17 protein-coding genes are annotated in these 18,779 nt (G+C 64.8%); 11 read left to right on the top strand and 6 right to left on the bottom strand.

What is annotated here, in order from left to right:
• Positions 1 to 166: 166 nt before the first annotated feature.
• From rfbB to BM382_RS20885, 7 genes are all read left to right on the top strand, one after another.
• Entirely contained in the window at positions 167 to 1,249 is a 1,083-nt protein-coding gene (gene rfbB / locus BM382_RS20915; protein ID WP_011058683.1) for a dTDP-glucose 4,6-dehydratase, read from the top strand.
• The gene (rfbA, locus tag BM382_RS20910; RefSeq protein ID WP_072443791.1) at positions 1,246 to 2,121 is read left to right on the top strand and encodes a glucose-1-phosphate thymidylyltransferase RfbA; all 876 of its coding nucleotides are present in this window, start codon (positions 1,246 to 1,248) and stop codon (positions 2,119 to 2,121) included. The genes rfbB and rfbA overlap by 4 nt, the downstream gene beginning before the upstream one ends.
• Complete coding sequence (gene rfbC, locus BM382_RS20905; RefSeq protein WP_072443790.1) at positions 2,118 to 2,663, top strand: dTDP-4-dehydrorhamnose 3,5-epimerase; 546 nt, start codon at positions 2,118 to 2,120, stop codon at positions 2,661 to 2,663. Before rfbA ends, rfbC begins: the two co-directional genes overlap by 4 nt.
• Complete coding sequence (rfbD, locus tag BM382_RS20900) at positions 2,660 to 3,541, top strand: dTDP-4-dehydrorhamnose reductase (RefSeq protein WP_072443789.1); 882 nt, start codon at positions 2,660 to 2,662, stop codon at positions 3,539 to 3,541. Before rfbC ends, rfbD begins: the two co-directional genes overlap by 4 nt.
• Before the next feature lie 34 nt (positions 3,542 to 3,575).
• Entirely contained in the window at positions 3,576 to 5,384 is a 1,809-nt protein-coding gene (locus BM382_RS20895; RefSeq protein WP_011058679.1) for a sensor histidine kinase, read from the top strand.
• 74 nt (positions 5,385 to 5,458) lie between these two features.
• Complete coding sequence (locus BM382_RS20890) at positions 5,459 to 6,865, top strand: sigma-54-dependent transcriptional regulator (RefSeq protein ID WP_011058678.1); 1,407 nt, start codon at positions 5,459 to 5,461, stop codon at positions 6,863 to 6,865.
• A gap of 37 nt (positions 6,866 to 6,902) precedes the next feature.
• The gene (locus BM382_RS20885; protein ID WP_011058677.1) at positions 6,903 to 7,358 is read left to right on the top strand and encodes a YiiD C-terminal domain-containing protein; all 456 of its coding nucleotides are present in this window, start codon (positions 6,903 to 6,905) and stop codon (positions 7,356 to 7,358) included.
• Positions 7,359 to 7,499: 141 nt separating this feature from the next.
• On the opposite strand, the gene cysQ is transcribed toward BM382_RS20885, so the two are convergent.
• Together cysQ and nudE are read right to left on the bottom strand one after the other, a co-directional pair.
• Positions 7,500 to 8,327, bottom strand: a complete 828-nt coding sequence (cysQ, locus tag BM382_RS20880) for a 3'(2'),5'-bisphosphate nucleotidase CysQ (protein WP_011058676.1) — start codon at positions 8,325 to 8,327, stop codon at positions 7,500 to 7,502.
• A gap of 11 nt (positions 8,328 to 8,338) precedes the next feature.
• On the bottom strand, positions 8,339 to 8,905 hold the full coding sequence (gene nudE, locus BM382_RS20875) for an ADP compounds hydrolase NudE (RefSeq protein WP_011058675.1): 567 nt from the start codon (positions 8,903 to 8,905) through the stop codon (positions 8,339 to 8,341).
• Between the two features lie 224 nt (positions 8,906 to 9,129).
• On the opposite strand from nudE, the gene yrfG reads away from it, so the two are divergent.
• Positions 9,130 to 9,792, top strand: a complete 663-nt coding sequence (gene yrfG, locus BM382_RS20870; RefSeq protein WP_011058674.1) for a GMP/IMP nucleotidase — start codon at positions 9,130 to 9,132, stop codon at positions 9,790 to 9,792.
• Positions 9,793 to 9,860: 68 nt separating this feature from the next.
• Here the strand turns inward: yrfG and lysM are convergent, their stop codons facing one another.
• Positions 9,861 to 10,301, bottom strand: a complete 441-nt coding sequence (lysM, locus tag BM382_RS20865) for a peptidoglycan-binding protein LysM (protein WP_011058673.1) — start codon at positions 10,299 to 10,301, stop codon at positions 9,861 to 9,863.
• A 136-nt stretch (positions 10,302 to 10,437) separates the two neighbouring features.
• On the opposite strand from lysM, the gene BM382_RS20860 reads away from it, so the two are divergent.
• From BM382_RS20860 to BM382_RS20850, 3 genes are all read left to right on the top strand, one after another.
• Positions 10,438 to 11,325, top strand: a complete 888-nt coding sequence (locus tag BM382_RS20860; protein WP_015633778.1) for a LysR family transcriptional regulator — start codon at positions 10,438 to 10,440, stop codon at positions 11,323 to 11,325.
• 281 nt (positions 11,326 to 11,606) lie between these two features.
• The gene (locus tag BM382_RS20855) at positions 11,607 to 13,955 is read left to right on the top strand and encodes an FdhF/YdeP family oxidoreductase (RefSeq protein ID WP_072443788.1); all 2,349 of its coding nucleotides are present in this window, start codon (positions 11,607 to 11,609) and stop codon (positions 13,953 to 13,955) included.
• A 299-nt stretch (positions 13,956 to 14,254) separates the two neighbouring features.
• On the top strand, positions 14,255 to 14,728 hold the full coding sequence (locus tag BM382_RS20850; protein WP_011058670.1) for a YMGG-like glycine zipper-containing protein: 474 nt from the start codon (positions 14,255 to 14,257) through the stop codon (positions 14,726 to 14,728).
• 216 nt (positions 14,729 to 14,944) lie between these two features.
• On the opposite strand, the gene BM382_RS20845 is transcribed toward BM382_RS20850, so the two are convergent.
• From BM382_RS20845 to BM382_RS20835, 3 genes are all read right to left on the bottom strand, one after another.
• Positions 14,945 to 15,379 (bottom strand): acyl-CoA thioesterase, encoded by a 435-nt coding sequence (locus BM382_RS20845; RefSeq protein ID WP_011058669.1) that lies wholly within the window; start codon positions 15,377 to 15,379, stop codon positions 14,945 to 14,947.
• A 67-nt stretch (positions 15,380 to 15,446) separates the two neighbouring features.
• A complete protein-coding gene (locus BM382_RS20840) occupies positions 15,447 to 16,673 on the bottom strand; it encodes a 3-hydroxyacyl-CoA dehydrogenase (RefSeq protein ID WP_019094910.1) in 1,227 nt (408 codons plus the stop codon).
• A gap of 104 nt (positions 16,674 to 16,777) precedes the next feature.
• Complete coding sequence (locus BM382_RS20835) at positions 16,778 to 18,712, bottom strand: RecQ family ATP-dependent DNA helicase (RefSeq protein WP_072443787.1); 1,935 nt, start codon at positions 18,710 to 18,712, stop codon at positions 16,778 to 16,780.
• Positions 18,713 to 18,779: the final 67 nt, after the last annotated feature.

Raw genomic sequence — 18,779 nt, 5'->3', positions numbered from 1 at the left:
CAGGCAAGACCAGAGCCTTGCCTGCTGTAAACTTCGGCCGGCGAAATTTCCGACGGTTCGCAGAGCAATCAAGCGGTTGTTGCTATTGCACCCTAGGCGTCCTATCGACAAGCTATGCTGCATTCGTCGCAGCAAATGACCGTTTTCAAGGATACAGGCCCCAAATATGCGCATTCTCGTTACCGGCGGAGCCGGTTTTATCGGCTCGGCCCTGGTCCGCCATCTGCTTCAGCACACGGAACACGAAGTGCTGAACCTGGACAAACTGACCTACGCAGGCAACCTGGAATCGCTGCACAGCATCGCCAGCAACAGCCGCTATGAGTTCGTCAAGGCCGATATCGTCGACCAGGCCACCGTCAGCGCCGTGCTGGCGCGCTTCCAGCCCCACGCGATCATGCACCTGGCTGCCGAGTCCCATGTCGACCGCTCCATCGACGGGCCGTCCGACTTCATCCAGACCAATATCGTCGGAACCTACAGCCTGCTGGAAGCGACCCGCGCCTACTGGCACGCATTGCCCGAGGCGGAAAAAGCCGCTTTCCGTTTCCACCATATTTCCACCGATGAAGTCTATGGCGACCTGCATGGCGTCGATGACCTGTTCACCGAAACCACGCCCTACGCCCCCAGCTCGCCCTACTCCGCCAGCAAGGCCGCATCCGACCACCTGGTCCGCGCCTGGCAGCGTACCTATGGGCTGCCGGTGCTGATCACCAACTGCTCCAACAACTACGGCCCGTTCCACTTCCCCGAAAAGCTGATTCCGCTGGTGATCCTCAACGCCCTGGCAGGCAAACCGCTGCCGGTGTACGGCAACGGCCTGCAGGTGCGCGACTGGCTGTATGTCGAGGATCACGCCCGGGCCCTGTTCAAGGTGATGACCGAAGGCGCGGTCGGCGAGACCTACAACATCGGCGGCCACAACGAGCAGAAGAACATCGACGTGGTGCGCGGCATCTGCAGCCTGCTGGAAGAGCTGGCCCCGCAGAAACCCCAGGGCGTGGCTCACTACGCCGACCTCATCACCTTCGTCCAGGACCGCCCCGGCCACGACCTGCGCTACGCCATCGACGCCGGCAAGATCGAGCGCGAGCTGGGCTGGGTTCCGGAAGAAACCTTCACCAGTGGCCTGCGCAAGACCGTGCAGTGGTACCTGGAAAACCTCGAGTGGTGCCGCCGGGTACAAGACGGCAGCTACCAGGGCCAACGCCTGGGTTCCACCGACATCAAGGATCTGATTGCATGATCAAAGGCATTGTTCTGGCGGGCGGCTCCGGCACCCGTCTGCACCCCATCACCCTCGGTGTGTCCAAGCAGCTGCTGCCGATCTACGACAAGCCGATGATCTACTACCCGATCTCGGTACTGATGCTGGCCGGCATCCAGGACATCCTGATCATCTCCACCCCTCAGGACCTGCCGCAATACCGCAACCTGCTGGGTGACGGCAGCCAGTTCGGCGTGCGTTTCAGCTATGCCGAACAGCCTTCGCCGGATGGCCTGGCCCAGGCCTTCCTGATTGGCGAGGAGTTCATCGGCAATGACCCGGTGTGCCTGATCCTGGGCGACAACATCTTCCACGGCCAGTACTTCGGCGAACAGCTGCGAGATGCCGCCAAGCGCACCCGCGGCGCCACGGTGTTCGGCTACTGGGTCAAGGACCCGGAGCGTTTCGGGGTCATCGACTTCGACAGCGAGGGCCGTGCCCTGTCCATCGAAGAGAAACCCAAGAAGCCGAAGTCCAGCTACGCGGTCACCGGCCTGTATTTCTACGACAATGACGTGGTGCAGATTGCCAGGGACGTCAAGCCTTCGCCCCGGGGCGAACTGGAGATCACCGACGTCAACAACGCCTACCTTAAGCGTGGCGACCTGCACGTGGAGCGCTTCGGCCGGGGCTTTGCCTGGCTCGACACCGGCACCCACGACAGCCTGCTGGAGGCCTCGCAATACGTGCAGACCATCGAGCATCGCCAAGGCCTGAAAGTCGCCTGCCTGGAAGAGATCGCCTACGAGAACCACTGGATCAGCCGCGAGCACCTGCTGGAGCGCGCCGCTTATTTCGGCAAGACCGGCTATGGCCAGTACCTGTTCACTCTGGCGGGGGAAGCGCAATGAAGGTCATCCCCACCGACCTGCCCGGCGTACTGATCATCGAGCCCAAGGTCTTTGGCGACGAGCGTGGCTTCTTCTACGAGAGCTTCAATGCCAAGGCCTTTGCCGAGGCCACCGGCATCGACGCGCAATTCGTCCAGGACAACCATTCACGCTCGCAGAAAGGCGTGCTGCGCGGCCTGCACTATCAGTTGCAGAACACCCAGGGGAAGCTGGTGCGAGTGACCCAGGGCGAGGTGCTCGACATTGCGGTGGATATCCGCCGCAGCTCCCCCCACTTCGGCCAATGGGTAGCGGTACGCCTTTGCGCACAGAATCATCGCCAGCTCTGGGTGCCCGAAGGGTTTGCCCATGGTTTCGTGGTGCTCAGTGATTTCGCCGAGTTCCTCTACAAGACCACGGACTACTACACCCCTTCCGCCGAGCGCTGCATCCGCTGGGACGACCCGACCCTGGCCATCGACTGGGAGCTCGACGAGCCCCCGCAACTGTCCGCCAAGGATCAGGCCGGCGCCCTTCTGACCGAGGCCGATCTGTTCCCATGAACGCTCCTCTGAAAATCCTTATCAGCGGCCAGCACGGCCAGGTCTCCCGGGAGCTGCAGCAGCGCCTCGGCGACCTCGGTGAGCTGGTGGTCCTTGGTCGTGAGCAACTGGACCTGAGCCACCCGGAACAGATCCGCCAGCAAGTGCGCGCCATTCGCCCGGACCTGATCATCAATGCCGCCGCCCACACCGCCGTCGACCAGGCCCAGAGCGAGCCGGACCTGGCTTTTGCGATCAACGCCACGGCCCCCGGGATCTTCGCCCAGGAAGCCTTCGAGCTGGGTGTGCCGCTGATTCACTACTCCACCGACTACGTGTTCGATGGCAGCAAGGAAACGCCCTATGTGGAGGACGACGAGCCCAACCCGCTGAGTGTCTACGGCGAGAGCAAGCTGGCCGGCGAACGGGCGATCCGGCTGGTCCAGGGCCAGCATTTGATCCTGCGCACCAGCTGGGTCTATTCCAGCCATGGCAAGAACTTCCTGCTGACCATGCAGCGCCTGCTGCAGGAAAAACCCGAGCTGCGGGTGGTGGCCGACCAGATCGGCGCGCCCACCTGGGCCGGCACCATCGCCACCAGCACCCGGGCGCTGATCGAGCGTTGGCGAGCCGGGCAGCCCGGCGCATGGGGCACCTACCACCTCACCGCCCACGGCGAGACTTCCTGGTTCGGCTTTGCCCAGGCCATCGGCGAGCAGTTGCTGGCCATGGACAAACCCTGCGCCGTCCTTGAAGCCATCCCTTCCAGCGCTTACCCGACACCGGCGCCGCGGCCGTTGAACTCGCGTCTGGACTGCAGCCGCCTGGCACGGGAGTGGGGCGTGGTCCAGCCGGACTGGCACACCGCATTGCGCGAGTGTCTTGCCGAGCAGGGCTAGGCATAATGCGCCTGTATCCACAGGCGCCTTTTCCATGACCCCACCCCTTCCCCGTCGCCCTCGCTGGCGCAGCCTGGCCTTGCTGGCACTGTGCCTGGCGCCGTTGCTGTGGCCGCTGGAGCATCTGGCGGAGCGCTACTACCGCAACGAGCTGACCAGCCAGAACCGCCAGACCCTCGACCTGTACGTGGCCAACCTGCTGGGCACCCTGCACCGCTACGAAGTGCTGCCGCAGATCCTCGGCGACCTGCCGGCACTGCGCGCGGTACTCGGCGCCCCGGACGATGGCGTGACCCAGGGCAATGCCAACCGCCTGCTGAAGAACATCAGTGCCCAGACCGGCGCCGAGGTGATGTACCTGATGGACACCAGCGGCAAGACCCTGGCGGCCTCCAACTGGGACAAGCACGACAGCTTCGTCGGTCGCAATTTCGCCTTCCGCCCCTATTTCAGCGAGGCCATGGCCGGGCGCCTGGGGCGCTTCTTCGGCCTGGGCACCACCTCGGCCAAGCGCGGTTACTTCTTTGCTGCCGCGGTGCGCGATGGCGAGCGGATCCTTGGCGTGCTGGTGGTCAAGGTCGACCTGGACCACACCGAAAGCCTGTGGGGAAAGACCCCGGAACAGCTGCTGATGACCGACCACAATGGCGTGGTGATCCTCACCTCGCGCCCGGAATGGCGCTTTCGCGCGACCCGGCCGCTGAGCGACGAGGAACGCCAGGCGATCGTCGCCATCCAGCCCTATCCGACTCGCGACCCAAGGCCGCTGAACCTCAACCCCAATGCCTGGCTGACCCAGACCCAGCAGATCGACGAAACCCGCTGGGCCGTGAGCATCCTCGCGCCGCGCACTCTGATCGACCGGCCGGTGCGCACGGTAGTGGCCGTGGGCGCCGCCGCGCTGCTGGTGCTGATGCTGTTGCTCGGCCTGATGATGCAGCGCCGCCGCCACTACCTGGAGCGGATCGCCTTCGAAGCCAAGGCGCGGCGCGAGCTGGAGATGCGTGTGGCCGAGCGCACCAGCGACCTGGAAAGCCTCAACCGGCGCCTGAAGCAGGAAGTGCTGGAGCGCGAAACCGCCCAGCAGGAACTGGTGCGGGCCCAGGACAACCTGGTCCAGGCCGGCAAGCTCTCGGCTCTGGGCACCATGTCGGCCAGCATCAGCCACGAGCTCAACCAGCCCCTGGCGGCGATCCGCAGCTATGCCGAGAACGCCGAAGTGCTGCTGGACCACCAGCGCACCGACGACGCCCGAGGCAACCTCAAACTGATCAGCGAACTGACCGGGCGCATGGCCTCGATCATTGCCCACCTGCGGGCCTTCGCCCGGCGCGATCACCACGCCCCGGAAAGCGTGGCCCTGCAACCGGCCCTGGACGACGCCCTGGCGCTGCTGGCCAAGCGCCGCCGGGCCATGGAAGTGGAACTGATCCGCGACCTGCCGGCCGCCACCCTGTGGGTCGAAGCCGGGGAAACCCGCCTGCGCCAGGTACTGGGCAACCTGCTGGCCAATGCCCTGGATGCCCTGACCGAAAAAGGCCCCCCGCGCAAACTCTGGCTGAGTGCCGAATCCACCGCCACCGGCGTCAACCTGTACATTCGCGACAACGGTCCGGGCTTCTGCATGGAAGCGCTGGGTCGCGCCGGAGAGCCGTTCTACACCACCAAGACCCGTACTCAGGGCCTGGGCCTGGGGCTGGCCATCTGCGACACCCTGATGCGTGCCTTCGGTGGTGAACTGTCATTCGCCAACCACCGCGAAGGCGGGGCCCTGATCACCCTGCGCCTGCGGGCCGGGGCCCCCGGGGTCAGCCTGCAGCCTTCCGAGGACCGCGGGGTATGAAGCAGAACGGCAACCCGATATCAACCCTGTCCGGCCCGGCGCTCCCGGCCCCGACACGATCTGGAAAGTGAGCGATGAGCCATCCCGAGAGCCTCGATCCTCAGTTGCAAGTGGTGCTGATCGACGACGATCCCCACCTGCGCCAGGCCCTGAGCCAGACCCTGGACCTGGCGGGGCTCAAGGTGCTGTCCCTGGCCGAAGCCCAGGGCCTGGCGCCGCGCCTGGAGCGGGATTGGCCGGGGGTGGTGGTCAGCGACATCCGCATGCCCGGCATGGACGGCCTGGAGCTGCTCAACCAGCTGCATGCCCAGGACCCGGAACTGCCGGTGCTGCTGATCACCGGCCACGGCGACGTGCCCCTGGCCGTGCAGGCCATGCGTGCCGGCGCCTATGACTTTCTGGAAAAGCCCTTCGCCAGCGATGCCCTGCTGGACAGTGTGCGCCGCGCCCTGGACTGGCGGCGCCTGGTGCTGGACAACCGCAGCCTGCGCCTGGCCCTCAGCGACCGTCAGGAACTCAGTGCACGGCTGGTAGGCCAGTCGGCGCCGATGCTGCGCCTGCGCCAGCAGATCGGCGCCCTGGCGGCGACCCGGGCCGATGTGCTGATCCTCGGCGAGACCGGCGCCGGCAAGGAAGTGGTGGCCCGTGCCCTGCACGATCTCTCCGGACGGCGCAACGGGCCGTTCGTAGCGATCAACGCCGGGGCCCTGGCGGAATCGGTGGTGGAAAGCGAGCTGTTCGGCCACGAGCCGGGGGCCTTCACCGGCGCGCAGAAACGCCGCATCGGCAAGTTCGAATTTGCCAACGGCGGCACCCTGTTCCTCGATGAGATCGAAAGCATGAGCCTCGATGTCCAGGTCAAGCTGCTGCGCCTGCTGCAGGAGCGGGTGGTGGAACGCCTGGGGGGCAATCAATTGATCCCGCTGGATATCCGCATCATCGCCGCGACCAAGGAAGACCTGCGCCAGGCCGCGGACCAGGGACGCTTTCGCGCCGACCTCTACTACCGCCTGAACGTCGCGCCGCTGCGCATTCCGCCGCTACGCGAGCGTGGCGAAGACGTGCTGATGCTGTTCCAGCACTTCGCCGACGAAGCCAGCACCCGCCACGGCCTGCCCCCCCAGGAACTGCAACCCGGACACCGTGCCTTGCTGCTGCGCCACAGCTGGCCGGGCAACGTGCGCGAGCTGCAGAACGCCGCCGAACGCTTCGCCCTGGGCCTGGAACTGGCCCTAGACAACAGCGAGCCGGGTACTCTCGCGGCTGCGGCCCCGAGCCTGATCGAAGGTGGCTTGAGCGAGCAGGTGGAGCACTTCGAAAAGACCCTGATCGCCGCTGAAATGGCCCAGCCCCACAGCTCCATGCGCAGCCTCGCCGAAGCCCTGGGGATTCCGCGCAAGACCCTGCACGACAAGCTGCGCAAGCACGGTTTGAACTTCGCCGACGGCGGCGCCAACCAGCCCGGCGACGAATCAGAATGAAGCGTTCCGTTATTCCCTTGACCCCTGAGGCCCCGGCATGAATCGCGACAGTCGATACCTGGAATCCATCCTCCACCACGACATCCCCCTGACACGGGACATGGGTCTGCAGGTGCTCGACTGGCAGGGGCAAGAGTTGCGCCTGCACTTGCCCCTGGAGGCCAACGTCAACCACAAGAGCACCATGTTCGGCGGCAGCCTGTACTGCGGTGCGGTGCTCGCCGGCTGGGGCTGGCTGCACCTGCGGCTCAAGGAACAGGGCATCGATGACGGGCACATCGTCATCCAGGAAGGCCAGATCAGTTACCCGCTGCCGGTGACCGGCGACGCCGTGGCGATCTGCGCCGCACCGGATGACAAGGTCTGGAACAAATTCCTCGCCATGTATCAGCGCTACGGCCGTGCCCGGCTGACCTTGCACACCCGGGTCGTCAATGCCGGCAGCGCAGAAGACGCCGTGCGTTTTACCGGCCAGTACGTCCTGCACCGCTAACCCGTTTGCGACCCGGCTCAAATCTGTAGGAGCTGGCTTGCCAGCGAAGAGGCCGGAAATGCTTGCACAGGGCCCAAGGGCCCCGTCGCCGGCAAGCCGGCTCCTGCACAAGGGTGGCAGAGGCAAGTCGCCGCGAGGTGATCAGGAGCGGGCCAGTTCCAGCAACTTGGCGCGCCAGGGCGCCTTGGCCGGCAGGGCCAGGAAGAAGCCGTTGAGCAACGACTCCCGAGGTGGATAGCAGAACGGCGCACCGCTGAGATCCAGCACCTCGCCGCCCGCGCCTTCGAGCACGCCCTGGGCCGCCGCGGTGTCCCACTGCGAGGTGGGCGCCAGGCGTGGATAACAGTCCGCCGCGCCTTCGGCCAGCAGGCAGAATTTCAGCGAACTGCCGATATTGGCCAGTTGCAATTCACCCAGGGCGGCGCTCAAACCACTGAGCAGACGTTCCTGCTCCGGGCTCGAATGCCGGCGGCTGGCCACCACGGTAAACGCCTCGCCGGCCCCTGGTTGCTCACGCACCTGGATCGCCTGCGGTGCCTGCCCGCGATCCACGCGCCAGGCCCCAAGGCCGGCACCGCCCAGGTAGCAGCGGCCACTGGTGGGCATCGACACCACGCCGAACACCACCCGCCCCTGCTCGATCAGGGCGATATTGACGGTGAATTCTTCACTGCCGGAAATGAATTCCTTGGTGCCGTCCAGCGGGTCCACCAGCCACCAGCGCTGCCAGCTGGCGCGGGTGGCCTGGGGAATGTCCGCATCCTCTTCGGACAGCACCGGGATGCTCGGGTCCAGGGCCGTGAGGCCGGCCACGATCAGGTGATGGGCGGCCAGGTCGGCGGCGGTCACCGGCGACTCGTCGGCCTTGTGATTGACCGCCACATCGGCGCGCCAGAACGGCAGGATCGCTTCACCGGCACGCAGGGCCAGCTCGGCAACCGGCGCCAGCAAGGGATGGGGAAAATTCATTGACGTCTCGCTCATGCTTGAAAGACCCCGCGCTGGCTCAGCAGGTCGCGGGTCAGGTACAGCGCAGCCAGGGCCCGGCCTTCGCTGAACTGAGGGTTCTGCGCCAGGCTCGCCAGTTCGCGCAGGTTGACCTTGTCGACCCGCATCGGCTCCGGCTCGTCGCCTTCCAGGCGCTCTTCATACAGATCGGTGGCCAGCACTACCTGGATCTTCTGGCTCATGTAGCCCGGGGACAGCGACAGCTCGGTCAGGTGCTCCAGTTGCCGCGCGCCAAACCCGGCCTCTTCCTTGAGCTCGCGCTCGGCCGCTGCCAGCACATCCTCCCCCGGCTCGATCAGGCCCTTGGGCAACGACAGCTCGTAGGCGTCGGTGCCTCCGCAGTATTCCTCCACCAACACTGCATGCTCGGCGTCGAGCATTGCCACGATCATCACCGCGCCATAGCCGGCGCCCTTGCCCACCAGGCGCTCATAGGTACGTTCGACGCCATTGGAAAACCGCAACTGCACCTCTTCGACACAGAACAGACGACTGGTGGCGACGATCTCGCGGGCGAGTACGGTGGGTTTCTGGCGCATAGCGGGCTCCTTGGCGATAGCGGGTTACTATACAGCCTGTTTTAAAGTGACTGGGTTGCAGATTGCCGGTGCACAGCACCACGGCGGAACCTATTGTTTACTGCGTGTGACCGTCCTCTTCGAGGCGGCTCCTTTCTATCCGTTCTAGTGACCGGGCCTCCCTGCCCCACTGGCCTTGTCGACCCCGCCGGTCGGCTGTTTTCTTACCACTGGAGAAGTGTTCGATGGCCCTACTGCCCTGGCACCAGATCGATACCGTCCTGCTGGACATGGACGGCACCTTGCTGGACCTGCACTACGACAACCATTTCTGGATGGAACACCTGCCCCAGCGCTACGCCGAGCTGCACGGGGTCAGCCGGGCCATGGCCGAGCTGGAGCTGGAGCCCCTGTTCGAACGCAACGCCGGCCAGTTGCAGTGGTATTGCCTGGACTTCTGGAGCGCCGAACTGCAACTGCCGGTGCGCGAGTTGAAGCTGGAAACCGCGCACCTGATCGCCCTGCGTCCGGACGCAGACACCTTTCTTGCAGCCATCAAGCAAGCCGGCAAGCGGGTGATCCTGATCACCAACGCCCATCGCGACTCCCTGTCATTGAAGCTGGAACGGATCGAACTGGCGCCATACTTCGAACGCCTGATCAGTTCCCACGACTACGGTTTCCCCAAGGAAAGCCCACAGTTCTGGGACGCCTTGCAGGCCGATATCCGCTTCGACCCGGCCCGCAGCCTGTTCATCGACGACACCCTGCCCATCCTGCGCAGTGCGCGGGACTTTGGTGTGGCGCAGTTGCTGGCGGTGAGCCAGCCGGACAGCCGCAGAGGGCCGAAAGACACCGCGGAGTTCGCGGCGGTGGGGGATTACCGGGCGTTGATCGAAGGCTTGTGAAGCCCTTCGCGGGCAAGCTCGCTCCTACAGAACCCCGTGGGAGCGGGCTTGCCCGCGAAGAGAACCGATCATTCGGGAATACGCAGCACCTGGCCCGGGTAGATCTTGTCCGGGTGGGACAGCAGCGGCTTGTTGGCCTCGAAGATCTTGTTGTACTTGTTGGCATCGCCGTACTGCACCTTGGCGATGGCGCTCAGGGTGTCGCCTTTCTTCACGGTGACGAATACCGCAGAAACCACCGCCGGACCGGTCACGGTGATCTGGTCCTCGACACTGCCGACGCCGGAAATGTTGCCCAGGGCCAGCAGGATCTTCTCCTTCTCTTCCTGGCTCGCCACTTCACCGCTGACAATCACCTTGTCACCTTCCACCGTGGCATGAACATTGGGATTGCCCAGGCCAACCTTTTCGATGTGCTCCTTGAGTTGCTCACTGGCATTGGCGTTACCCGGGGTCAACAGGTCGATCAGTTTCTCACCGGCTTCCTTCACAAAGCTGAAAATGCTCATGTCGCACACTCCTTGGTTGATAGATCCAGACGCGAAAGACTAGACCAGCCTGGCCGGATGAGGTTCCCGGGCGACCAGTGACCCAAGGTCACAGGCCCGCGGTAGAATCCCGGCCTTTTGCCGCTCCGGAGCGAAGATGGACCTCAAGCAGCTGAAATTCCTCATCGCCCTCGACGAAACCCGGCATTTCGGCCAAGCCGCCGCGCGCTGCCACATCACCCAGCCGACCCTCTCCATGCGCCTGCGCAGCCTGGAAGAAGAGCTCGACTTGCCGCTGGTCAAGCGCGGCCAGCGTTTCGAAGGCTTCACCGCACCCGGCGAGCGGGTGCTGGCGTGGGCCCGCACCGTGCTCACCGCCCATGACGGGCTATTGGCCGAGGCCGCCGCCTGCCGCGGCAACCTGGTGGGCACCCTGCGCGTAGGGGTGGTGCCGCTGTCGAGTTTCAATCCCCAGCCACTGCTGCAGCGCCTGCATGCCGAGCACCCGAACCTGCGCTTCGAACTCTCGTCCCTGAGCTCGGAACAGATCCTCGAACAGTTGGCCAGCAATCGCCTGGACCTCGGGGTTTCCTACCTGGAGCGCCTGGACAGCGAGAATTTCGACTCCCTGCCCCTGGAACCGACCCACATGGGCCTGCTCTACGACCACCGGCACTTCAGCTTCGGCGAGCAGCCCCTGAGCTGGGAGGCGCTGATCGAACTGCCCCTGGGCCTGCTCACCAGCGGCATGCACTTTCGCCAGTCCATCGACCACAACTTCCACATCCGCGGCCTGCAACCGCAGCCGGTGCTGCAGACCGACGCCGTCCATCAGCTGGTGCAGATGGTCCATGGCGGCCTGTGCTGCGCCGTGATGCCTCTGGACAGCAGCCTGGAAACCCTCACCGAGCACCTGCGCCTGCAACCCATTGCCGATGCCCAGACCCTGGCCCGCCTGGGCCTGATCATGCGCCGCAGCGCGCCGCGCTCGGCCCTGGCACAAGCCTGCTTCGCCCTCTACCAGCAATCCTTCGGCGATTCTTGATCGACGCCATCTATCAATAGATCAGTACTAGCAATTAGACGCGACAGATTGCCGCGCTTAGTCTTGGGAGCCGTTACGCCGCTGGTCACCCCGGCGCGGCGCCAGCCCTGGCGAAACGGGCACCCGCACTCGCTGCCAGCCAGCCCCACAGCATCCCTCGAACGCTAGTACGCGAAGGCATTTGCCCGGCCAGACGCTGGTCGCGCGAGCAGCGTCTCAACCTTGTCCACCTGCCGCCGAGCGTGCGCTGCGGGTCAGCAGCCTGCGATGGAGAGTCGCCCGTGAGTACACATAACCAAGCCGATCAGAAACCCGTAGCCCGCTACAAGCCCTACAAGGGACCCGCCGGTGGCTGGGGCGCCCTGATCAGCGTGGCCCAGGCGTGGCTGACCAGCGACAACGCGCTGAAGAACATCCGCATGATGCTCAAGACCAACCAGAACGGCGGCTTCGACTGCCCGGGCTGCGCCTGGGGCGACTCGCCGGAAAGCGGCATGGTCAAGTTCTGCGAGAACGGCGCCAAGGCGGTCAACTGGGAAGCCACCAAGCGCCGGGTGGACGCAGCGTTCTTCGCCAAGCACAGCGTCACTTCGCTGCTGGAGCAGAGCGACTACTGGCTGGAGTACCAGGGCCGGCTGACCGAGCCGATGAGCTACAACGCCGAGACCGACCGCTACCAGCCCATCAGTTGGGAAAATGCCTTCAGCCTGATCGCCAGGCACCTGCACAACCTGCCCAGCCCGGACATGGCCGAGTTCTACACCTCGGGCCGGGCCAGCAACGAAGCGGCCTACCTGTACCAACTGTTCGTGCGCGCCTATGGCACCAACAACTTCCCCGACTGCTCGAACATGTGCCACGAGGCCAGCGGCGTGGCCCTGGCGCAGAGCGTCGGGGTCGGCAAAGGCACGGTGACCTTCGACGACTTCGAACACGCGGACGCCATCTTCGTCTGGGGCCAGAACCCCGGCACCAACCACCCACGCATGCTCGAACCGCTGCGTGAAGCAGTGAAGCGCGGCGCCCAGGTGGTGTGCATCAACCCGCTCAAGGAGCGCGGCCTGGAACGCTTCCAGCACCCGCAAAGCCCGATCGAGATGCTCACCAACGGCAACCGCCCGACCAATACCGCCTACTTCCGCCCGGCCCTGGGCGGCGACATGGCGCTGCTGCGGGGCATGGCCAAGTTCCTCCTGCAGTGGGAGCGCGATGCGCAGAAAGCCGGCGCGGCGTCGGTGTTCGACCACGACTTCCTCAATGCCCACACCGCCAACGTGCTCGACTACCTGGGCACCATCGACGACACCCCGTGGGAGCAGATCGTCGAGCAGTCCGGCCTGGCCCTGGTGGAGATCGAGCAAGCGGCGCGCATGTATGCCAAGGGCAAGAACGTCATCATGTGCTGGGCCATGGGCATCACCCAGCACCGCCACTCGGTGCCGACCATCCAGGAAATCGCCAACCTGATGCTGCTGCGCGGCAACATCGGCAAGCCCGGCGCCGGGCTGTGCCCGGTGCGTGGCCACAGCAACGTGCAGGGCGACCGCACCATGGGCATCAACGAACGCCCGCCAGTGGCCTTCCTCGACTCCCTGGAGCGGCGCTTCCAGTTCAAGGTCCCCCGGGACAACGGCCACAACGTGGTCGAGGCGATCCACGCCATGCTCGAAGGCCGCTCCAAGGTATTCATCGGCCTGGGGGGCAACTTCGCCCAGGCTACCCCGGACAGCCCGCGCACCTTCCAGGCCCTGAGCAACTGCGACCTCACCGTGCAGATCAGCACCAAGCTCAACCGCAGCCACCTGGCCCACGGCAAGGACGCACTGATCCTGCCGTGCCTGGGACGTACCGATATCGACCAGCAGGCGGGCGGCCCGCAAGCGGTGACCGTGGAAGACTCCTTCAGCATGGTCCACGCCTCCAACGGCCAGTTGCAGCCGCTGTCGTCACAGATGCGCTCCGAGCCCTGGATCCTCGCCGGTATCGCCGCTGCAACCCTGGGCAGCCGGCCGGTGGACTGGAACTGGCTGGCGGCCGACTACGGACGCATCCGCGACCTGATCGCCGACACCATTCCCGGCTTCAAGGACTTCAACGAACGGCTCAAGCATCCTGGCGGTTTCTACCTGGGCAACAGCGCCGGCGCCCGCCAGTGGAACACCCCGTCGGGGCGTGCCAACTTCCGCGCCAACTCGTTGCCCAGGGACCTGATCCACGAGCGCACCCGGGCCACCGGCCAACTGCCGGACCTGATCCTGCAATCGATGCGTTCCCACGACCAGTACAACACCACCATCTATGGGCTGGACGACCGCTACCGCGGGGTCAAGGGCCAGCGCGACGTGCTGTTCGCCAACGAGGCGGACATCATCCGCCTGGGCTTCAAGCCGGGGCAAAAGGCCGATATCGTCTCGCTCTGGGACGACGGCCGCGAGCGCCGGGTCAAGGGCTTCACCCTGCTGGCCTTCGACATTCCGGCCGGCCAGGCCGCGGCTTACTACCCGGAAGTGAACCCCCTGGTACCGCTGGAAAGCACCGGCGACGGCAGCCACACCCCGACTTCCAAGTTCATCGCCATTCGCCTGGAAGCGGCCAGCGACAGCGGCCTGATCATGGCTCGCTCGGCCTGATTCCTGGCTTGAGGACCTCTTCGCTGGCAAGCCAGCTTCTACGGCTAGCGCGTGAATCGTAGGAGCCGGCCTGCCGGCGACAGCCGCTGCGCAGCCTTGAACCGCAGGCACAAAAAAGGCCGCTTTTGTATCAAAGCGGCCGTTCCGAAGTAGCTAAAGACCCGCAAAAATCGCTTAAGTTCCGCATTAAAAACAATAAGTTACGATATTGTGTACAATTCGTGCTATTCGTCGGATTTCGTTTGTAAGCCCCTCGATACAGCCTCAGGATCGCGCCGTCATCCCTTTGAGGCTCCTCTATGAAGTTCTCCTCGATTCTCTTGTTGTCCCTTGGCCTGGTCAGCGGCGTCGCCTCTGCCGGAGGCACCACTGAAGCAGGTGTGGGCGGCGCATTGGGCGGGGTTCTAGGCTCGGTGGTCGGTCAGCAGATCGGCGGCAATACCGGTTCCGCCATCGGTGCGGCCCTGGGCGGCGCCGGCGGTAGCGCAGTGGGCGCGGACAAACGCAGCCGTGGCCAGGCAGCCATTGGCGGCGCCCTGGGCGCAGCCGGTGGCAACGTGGTGGGCCGCAGCATGGGCGGCAACACCGGCAGCCTGATCGGCGCAGCGGCAGGCGGTGGCGCCGGCGGCGCGCTGGGCAACTACATGGGCAATGAAAGTGCCCGGGAAGATCGCGACTACCGCGGCCGCGACGACCGCCGCTACTACCGCGACGGCCACCGTGGCCGTGGCCATGCCTACGGGCATCGCAAGCACCGCCACTACCGCGACTGATCCCCTGTAGCCGCTGCCGCAGGCTGCGAACGAGGCCGCAGGACTCGCCAGAGCAGGCGCTGCGGTGTGTCAGGCGGCTCGTGGAGACAGGTTAGCGTCTCCTGCGGAGCCGATCGCAGCCTACGGCAGCGGCTACAGATTCCAGATTCCAGATTCCAGATTCCAGATTCCAGATTCCAGATTCCAGATTCCAGATTCCAGATCGATTATCGACGTTCACGCCACCAGCAGCTGTTCCAGCGCCGCCCGCAATGCGGGCGGAATCGGCACCGGCTGGTTCGATGCCCGGTCCACGAACACATGGACAAAACGCCCCGCCGCACAGGCATCCGCCTCTCCCGCCTTGAACACCGCTAGCTCGTACTGCACTGAACTGTTACCCAGCTTGCCGACCCGCAAACCGATCTCGATGCGTTCGGGAAAGGCGATGGACGCAAAGTAATCGCAAGCCGAGCTGACCACGAATCCCACCACCTCGCCGTCATGGATATCCAGCCCGCCCCGTTCGATCAGGTAGGTGTTCACCGCCGTGTCGAAGAAGCTGTAGTAGGTGACATTGTTCACGTGGCCGTAGACATCGTTGTCATGCCAGCGGGTGATGATCGGCTGGAAATGACGATAGTCGCCGCGTTGCGGCATAGGCTCGGACATCAGGGCTCTCTCCCATCGATTGAAGGCCGGGCGATCGGTTGATCGCCCGGCATTTCACCCCAGGCAGCTAAGCCTGGGCAAACCCTTTTCCGGCCGCGGCCAGTTCCTCGATCAACTGCGCCGGGCGCCAATGCGCCCCGTGTTCGGCTTGCAGGTGCTGCAAACGCTGGCGGACCTGCTCCAGCCCCTGGGCATCCGCCCAGCTCATCGGCCCACCCTGCTCCTTGGGAAAACCGTAGCCATTGAGATAGACCCGGTCGATGTCGGCGGCCGACTGGGCGATGCCCTCCTGGAGAATCTTCGCACCTTCGTTGACCAGCGCCAGCAGGCAGCGCTCGAGGATCTCCTCGGAGCCGATGTCCCGGCGCCGGTAACCCAGCTCCTCGCTGACCTGCAGCACCAGCGCATCCACCTGCAGGTCGTGCTCGGCCTGGCGGCTGCCGGGTTCGTAGTGGTAGTAGCCGTCGCCACTCTTCTGGCCGAAACGACCCGACTCGCACAACCGGTTGTCGATCTGCACCTCGGGCGCATCCTGGCCCACACCGTCCAGTTGCCGGGCGCGCCAGCCCAGGTCGATGCCCACCACGTCATACATGCGGAACGGGCCCATGGCGAAACCGAACCCCTGCAAGGCGCCATCCACCTGATAGGGAAACGCCCCTTCCAGCAGCATCTTGCGCGCCTCGAGCACGTAGGTGTTGAGCATGCGATTGCCGATGAAGCCGAAGCAGTTGCCCGCCACGACACTGACCTTGCCCATGCGCTGCCCCAGGGCCAGGGCAGCGTCGAGCACCGCAGGAGCGGTCTTGGCCGCGCGCACCACCTCCAGCAGTTTCATGATGTGGGCCGGGCTGAAGAAGTGCAGGCCCAGTACCTGTGGCGCCCGCTGGGTGACTGCGGCAATCGCGTCGATATCCAGGGCCGAGGTGTTGCTGGCAAGGATCGCCTCGGGCTTGAGGGTCGCGTCCAGCTGGCGAAAGATCTGCTGCTTGAGTTCGAGGTTTTCGTAGACCGCCTCGATCACCAGATCCACGTCGGCGAGCTGTGGATAATCCGCCGCCGGCTTGATCCGCGCCACCCGCGCATCGGCCTCGGCCTGATCGATGCGCCCCTGGCGCACGTTGTGGGCATAGGTGTCCGCCACCGCCGCCAGGGCCTGCTGGAGCATCTGCGGGTTGTTGTCCAGCCACAGTACCGGCAGGCCGGCATTGGCCAGGCACATGACAATGCCACGGCCCATGGTGCCGGCACCGATCACGGCGGCGCGCTGAATATCGAAAGCTGTCTGGCTCATGTTGGCTCTCTTGTGGGCGATCCAAAGACAGCCCCCACCATAGTCAGGCCCTCATCATTTTTGAAATTTATTCCTGTGATGAGCAGCATTCAGCAGATGGATTTTCAGCCTGGCAAATGGGCCTCGCACCACGCCCGCACCGCGGCATAAGGGTAATCTTCCAGTGCCGCGAAACCGGGGATGCTCCGAGCCTTGAGCCGGGTGAACAACGGCACGCTGATACCACAGAGAAAACGGGTCAGGCGTTCCGCCCCGGGTACATCGCCGGTGTGCTGCTGGTGCCTGTGGATAAAGTGGCCACACAGCCCGTCGAAACTCTTATCCACAAGCGCGGGCAGAACCGGCGGCTCCGGCAGCCGCGCCACCTGGCCATGGCACACCGAACAATGCCCGCAACGCTGGGGTGCCTGCCGGTCGCCGAAATACTCCGCCAGGCGGTAACCCAGGCACTGCTCGGTGGCGAACAGGTCGAGCATGGCGTGGATCCGCGCAATTTCACTGCCCTCGTGGCGGGTGAAATAACCGTGCAGGTCGGCACTCAGTGCCGCCAGGTCAAAGTCCGTCTGCAACAGGCTGTAGACCTCGGTCATCTGCTTGCTTTCCAGCTCTACCCAGCCTTTTTCCTGGAAGTAGTCCAGGGCCTTGACCACCCGGTTGCGCGGCGCCTGGTACTGCTCGTAGAGCGCGTCGAAATTCACCGTGGCCCAGGTCCTGGCGCGGCTTGAAGTGTTGATCACGGCCTCGACGAAGTCCCTCCGCTCGCCTTCGAAACACGCCAGCAGGGCCTCGGTTTCCAGCAGCAGTTTGAAGCGGTATTCCGCGAAATAGGCATAGCGCGGCGCGATCAGGCCCCGCAGTTCCAACTGCACCAGCAAGGTCTTGAGTGGCAGCTGGCGAATATTGCTCTGGTCCGCCAGGGGACCGAGCAGGAACTCCCATTGCCCGTCCGCCGCCGATGCCTGCAACTCCTCCAGCACACAACGGATGCCACTCAATTCCGGGGTGTCGCCGTAGACGAAGTTTTCCAGCACGTTGAGGCTGTCGCGGTTGGCCAGCACCAGGCAATCCGAAGGCTGGCCGTCGCGCCCGGCACGACCGATTTCCTGGCTGTAGTTCTCGATGGACTTGGGCAGATCGAAGTGCACCACGTTGCGAATGTCGCTCTTGTCGATGCCCATGCCGAAGGCGATGGTGGCGACGATGCAGTGGCTGCGGCCCTCCATGAAGCGACGCTGGATCGACTCGCGCTGCTCGTGGGGCAGGCCGGCGTGGTAGGCCTCGGCGGCGATGCCTTGCTGGCTCAGGTGCTCGGCGATCTGCTCGGCGGTTTTCTGCAGGGTCACGTAGACAATGCTCGGCTGCCCGGCCCGGTCGCTCATCCACTGCACCAGCCGCCGACGCTTGTCGGCGCCCCGAACCGGCTCCACCAGCAGGTTGAGGTTGGGCCGGTAGAAACCGGTGGTTACTACGTCCTGCTGGGCGATGGCGAACTTGGCCTGCATGTCGGCGATCACTTTGGGGGTCGCCGTGGCCGTCAGTAGCAGGGCCTGGGGGATGTTGAACTGGCGCTGGTAGTCCGGCAGTTTCAGGTAGTCGGGGCGGAAATTGTGGCCCCATTCGGAGATGCAGTGCGCCTCGTCCACCACCAGCAGGGAGATGGGCACCTGCTGCAGAAAATTGCGAAAGCGTTCGTTCTTCAGCCGTTCCACCGAGATCATCAGGATCTTCAGCTCCCCGGAACGAGCCCGGGCCATGACCTCATTGGCTTCATCCCGGCCCTGGGCCGAGTCGATGCTGGCAGCGGCAATGCCATGGCGCTGGAGGAAGGCCAGTTGGTCCTGCATCAGCGCCAGCAGCGGCGAGACCACCAGGGTCAGGTGCGGCAGCAGCAGGGCCGGCAACTGGTAGCACAGGGACTTGCCCGAGCCGGTGGGAAAGATCGCTGCCGCCGAGCGCCCGGCGAGCACCGCGCTGACCGCGGCCTCCTGGCCCAGACGAAACTGTGGATAACCGAAGACCTGTTCCAGGGTGCTGTGCATAAGGGTCACTCCTTGGACCGCTGACCTGTCTTGAAGACTAGCGGGACAGGTCGGCAGGGCCAGAAAA

The sequence above is a fragment of the Pseudomonas sp. NFPP25 genome, assembly GCF_900116505.1.
Lineage (GTDB): Bacteria > Pseudomonadota > Gammaproteobacteria > Pseudomonadales > Pseudomonadaceae > Aquipseudomonas > Aquipseudomonas protegens.
This window is presented reverse-complemented; position numbering and strand designations above follow the sequence as displayed.

Coding starts and splice junctions, on each gene's coding strand:
- rfbB (WP_011058683.1), top strand. CDS start 167: ATGCGCATTCTCGTTACCGGCGGAGCCGGTTTTATCGGCTCGGCCCTG.
- rfbA (WP_072443791.1), top strand. CDS start 1,246: ATGATCAAAGGCATTGTTCTGGCGGGCGGCTCCGGCACCCGTCTGCAC.
- rfbC (WP_072443790.1), top strand. CDS start 2,118: ATGAAGGTCATCCCCACCGACCTGCCCGGCGTACTGATCATCGAGCCC.
- rfbD (WP_072443789.1), top strand. CDS start 2,660: ATGAACGCTCCTCTGAAAATCCTTATCAGCGGCCAGCACGGCCAGGTC.
- BM382_RS20895 (WP_011058679.1), top strand. CDS start 3,576: ATGACCCCACCCCTTCCCCGTCGCCCTCGCTGGCGCAGCCTGGCCTTG.
- BM382_RS20890 (WP_011058678.1), top strand. CDS start 5,459: ATGAGCCATCCCGAGAGCCTCGATCCTCAGTTGCAAGTGGTGCTGATC.
- BM382_RS20885 (WP_011058677.1), top strand. CDS start 6,903: ATGAATCGCGACAGTCGATACCTGGAATCCATCCTCCACCACGACATC.
- cysQ (WP_011058676.1), bottom strand. CDS start 8,327: ATGAATTTTCCCCATCCCTTGCTGGCGCCGGTTGCCGAGCTGGCCCTG.
- nudE (WP_011058675.1), bottom strand. CDS start 8,905: ATGCGCCAGAAACCCACCGTACTCGCCCGCGAGATCGTCGCCACCAGT.
- yrfG (WP_011058674.1), top strand. CDS start 9,130: ATGGCCCTACTGCCCTGGCACCAGATCGATACCGTCCTGCTGGACATG.
- lysM (WP_011058673.1), bottom strand. CDS start 10,301: ATGAGCATTTTCAGCTTTGTGAAGGAAGCCGGTGAGAAACTGATCGAC.
- BM382_RS20860 (WP_015633778.1), top strand. CDS start 10,438: ATGGACCTCAAGCAGCTGAAATTCCTCATCGCCCTCGACGAAACCCGG.
- BM382_RS20850 (WP_011058670.1), top strand. CDS start 14,255: ATGAAGTTCTCCTCGATTCTCTTGTTGTCCCTTGGCCTGGTCAGCGGC.
- BM382_RS20845 (WP_011058669.1), bottom strand. CDS start 15,379: ATGTCCGAGCCTATGCCGCAACGCGGCGACTATCGTCATTTCCAGCCG.
- BM382_RS20840 (WP_019094910.1), bottom strand. CDS start 16,673: ATGAGCCAGACAGCTTTCGATATTCAGCGCGCCGCCGTGATCGGTGCC.
- BM382_RS20835 (WP_072443787.1), bottom strand. CDS start 18,712: ATGCACAGCACCCTGGAACAGGTCTTCGGTTATCCACAGTTTCGTCTG.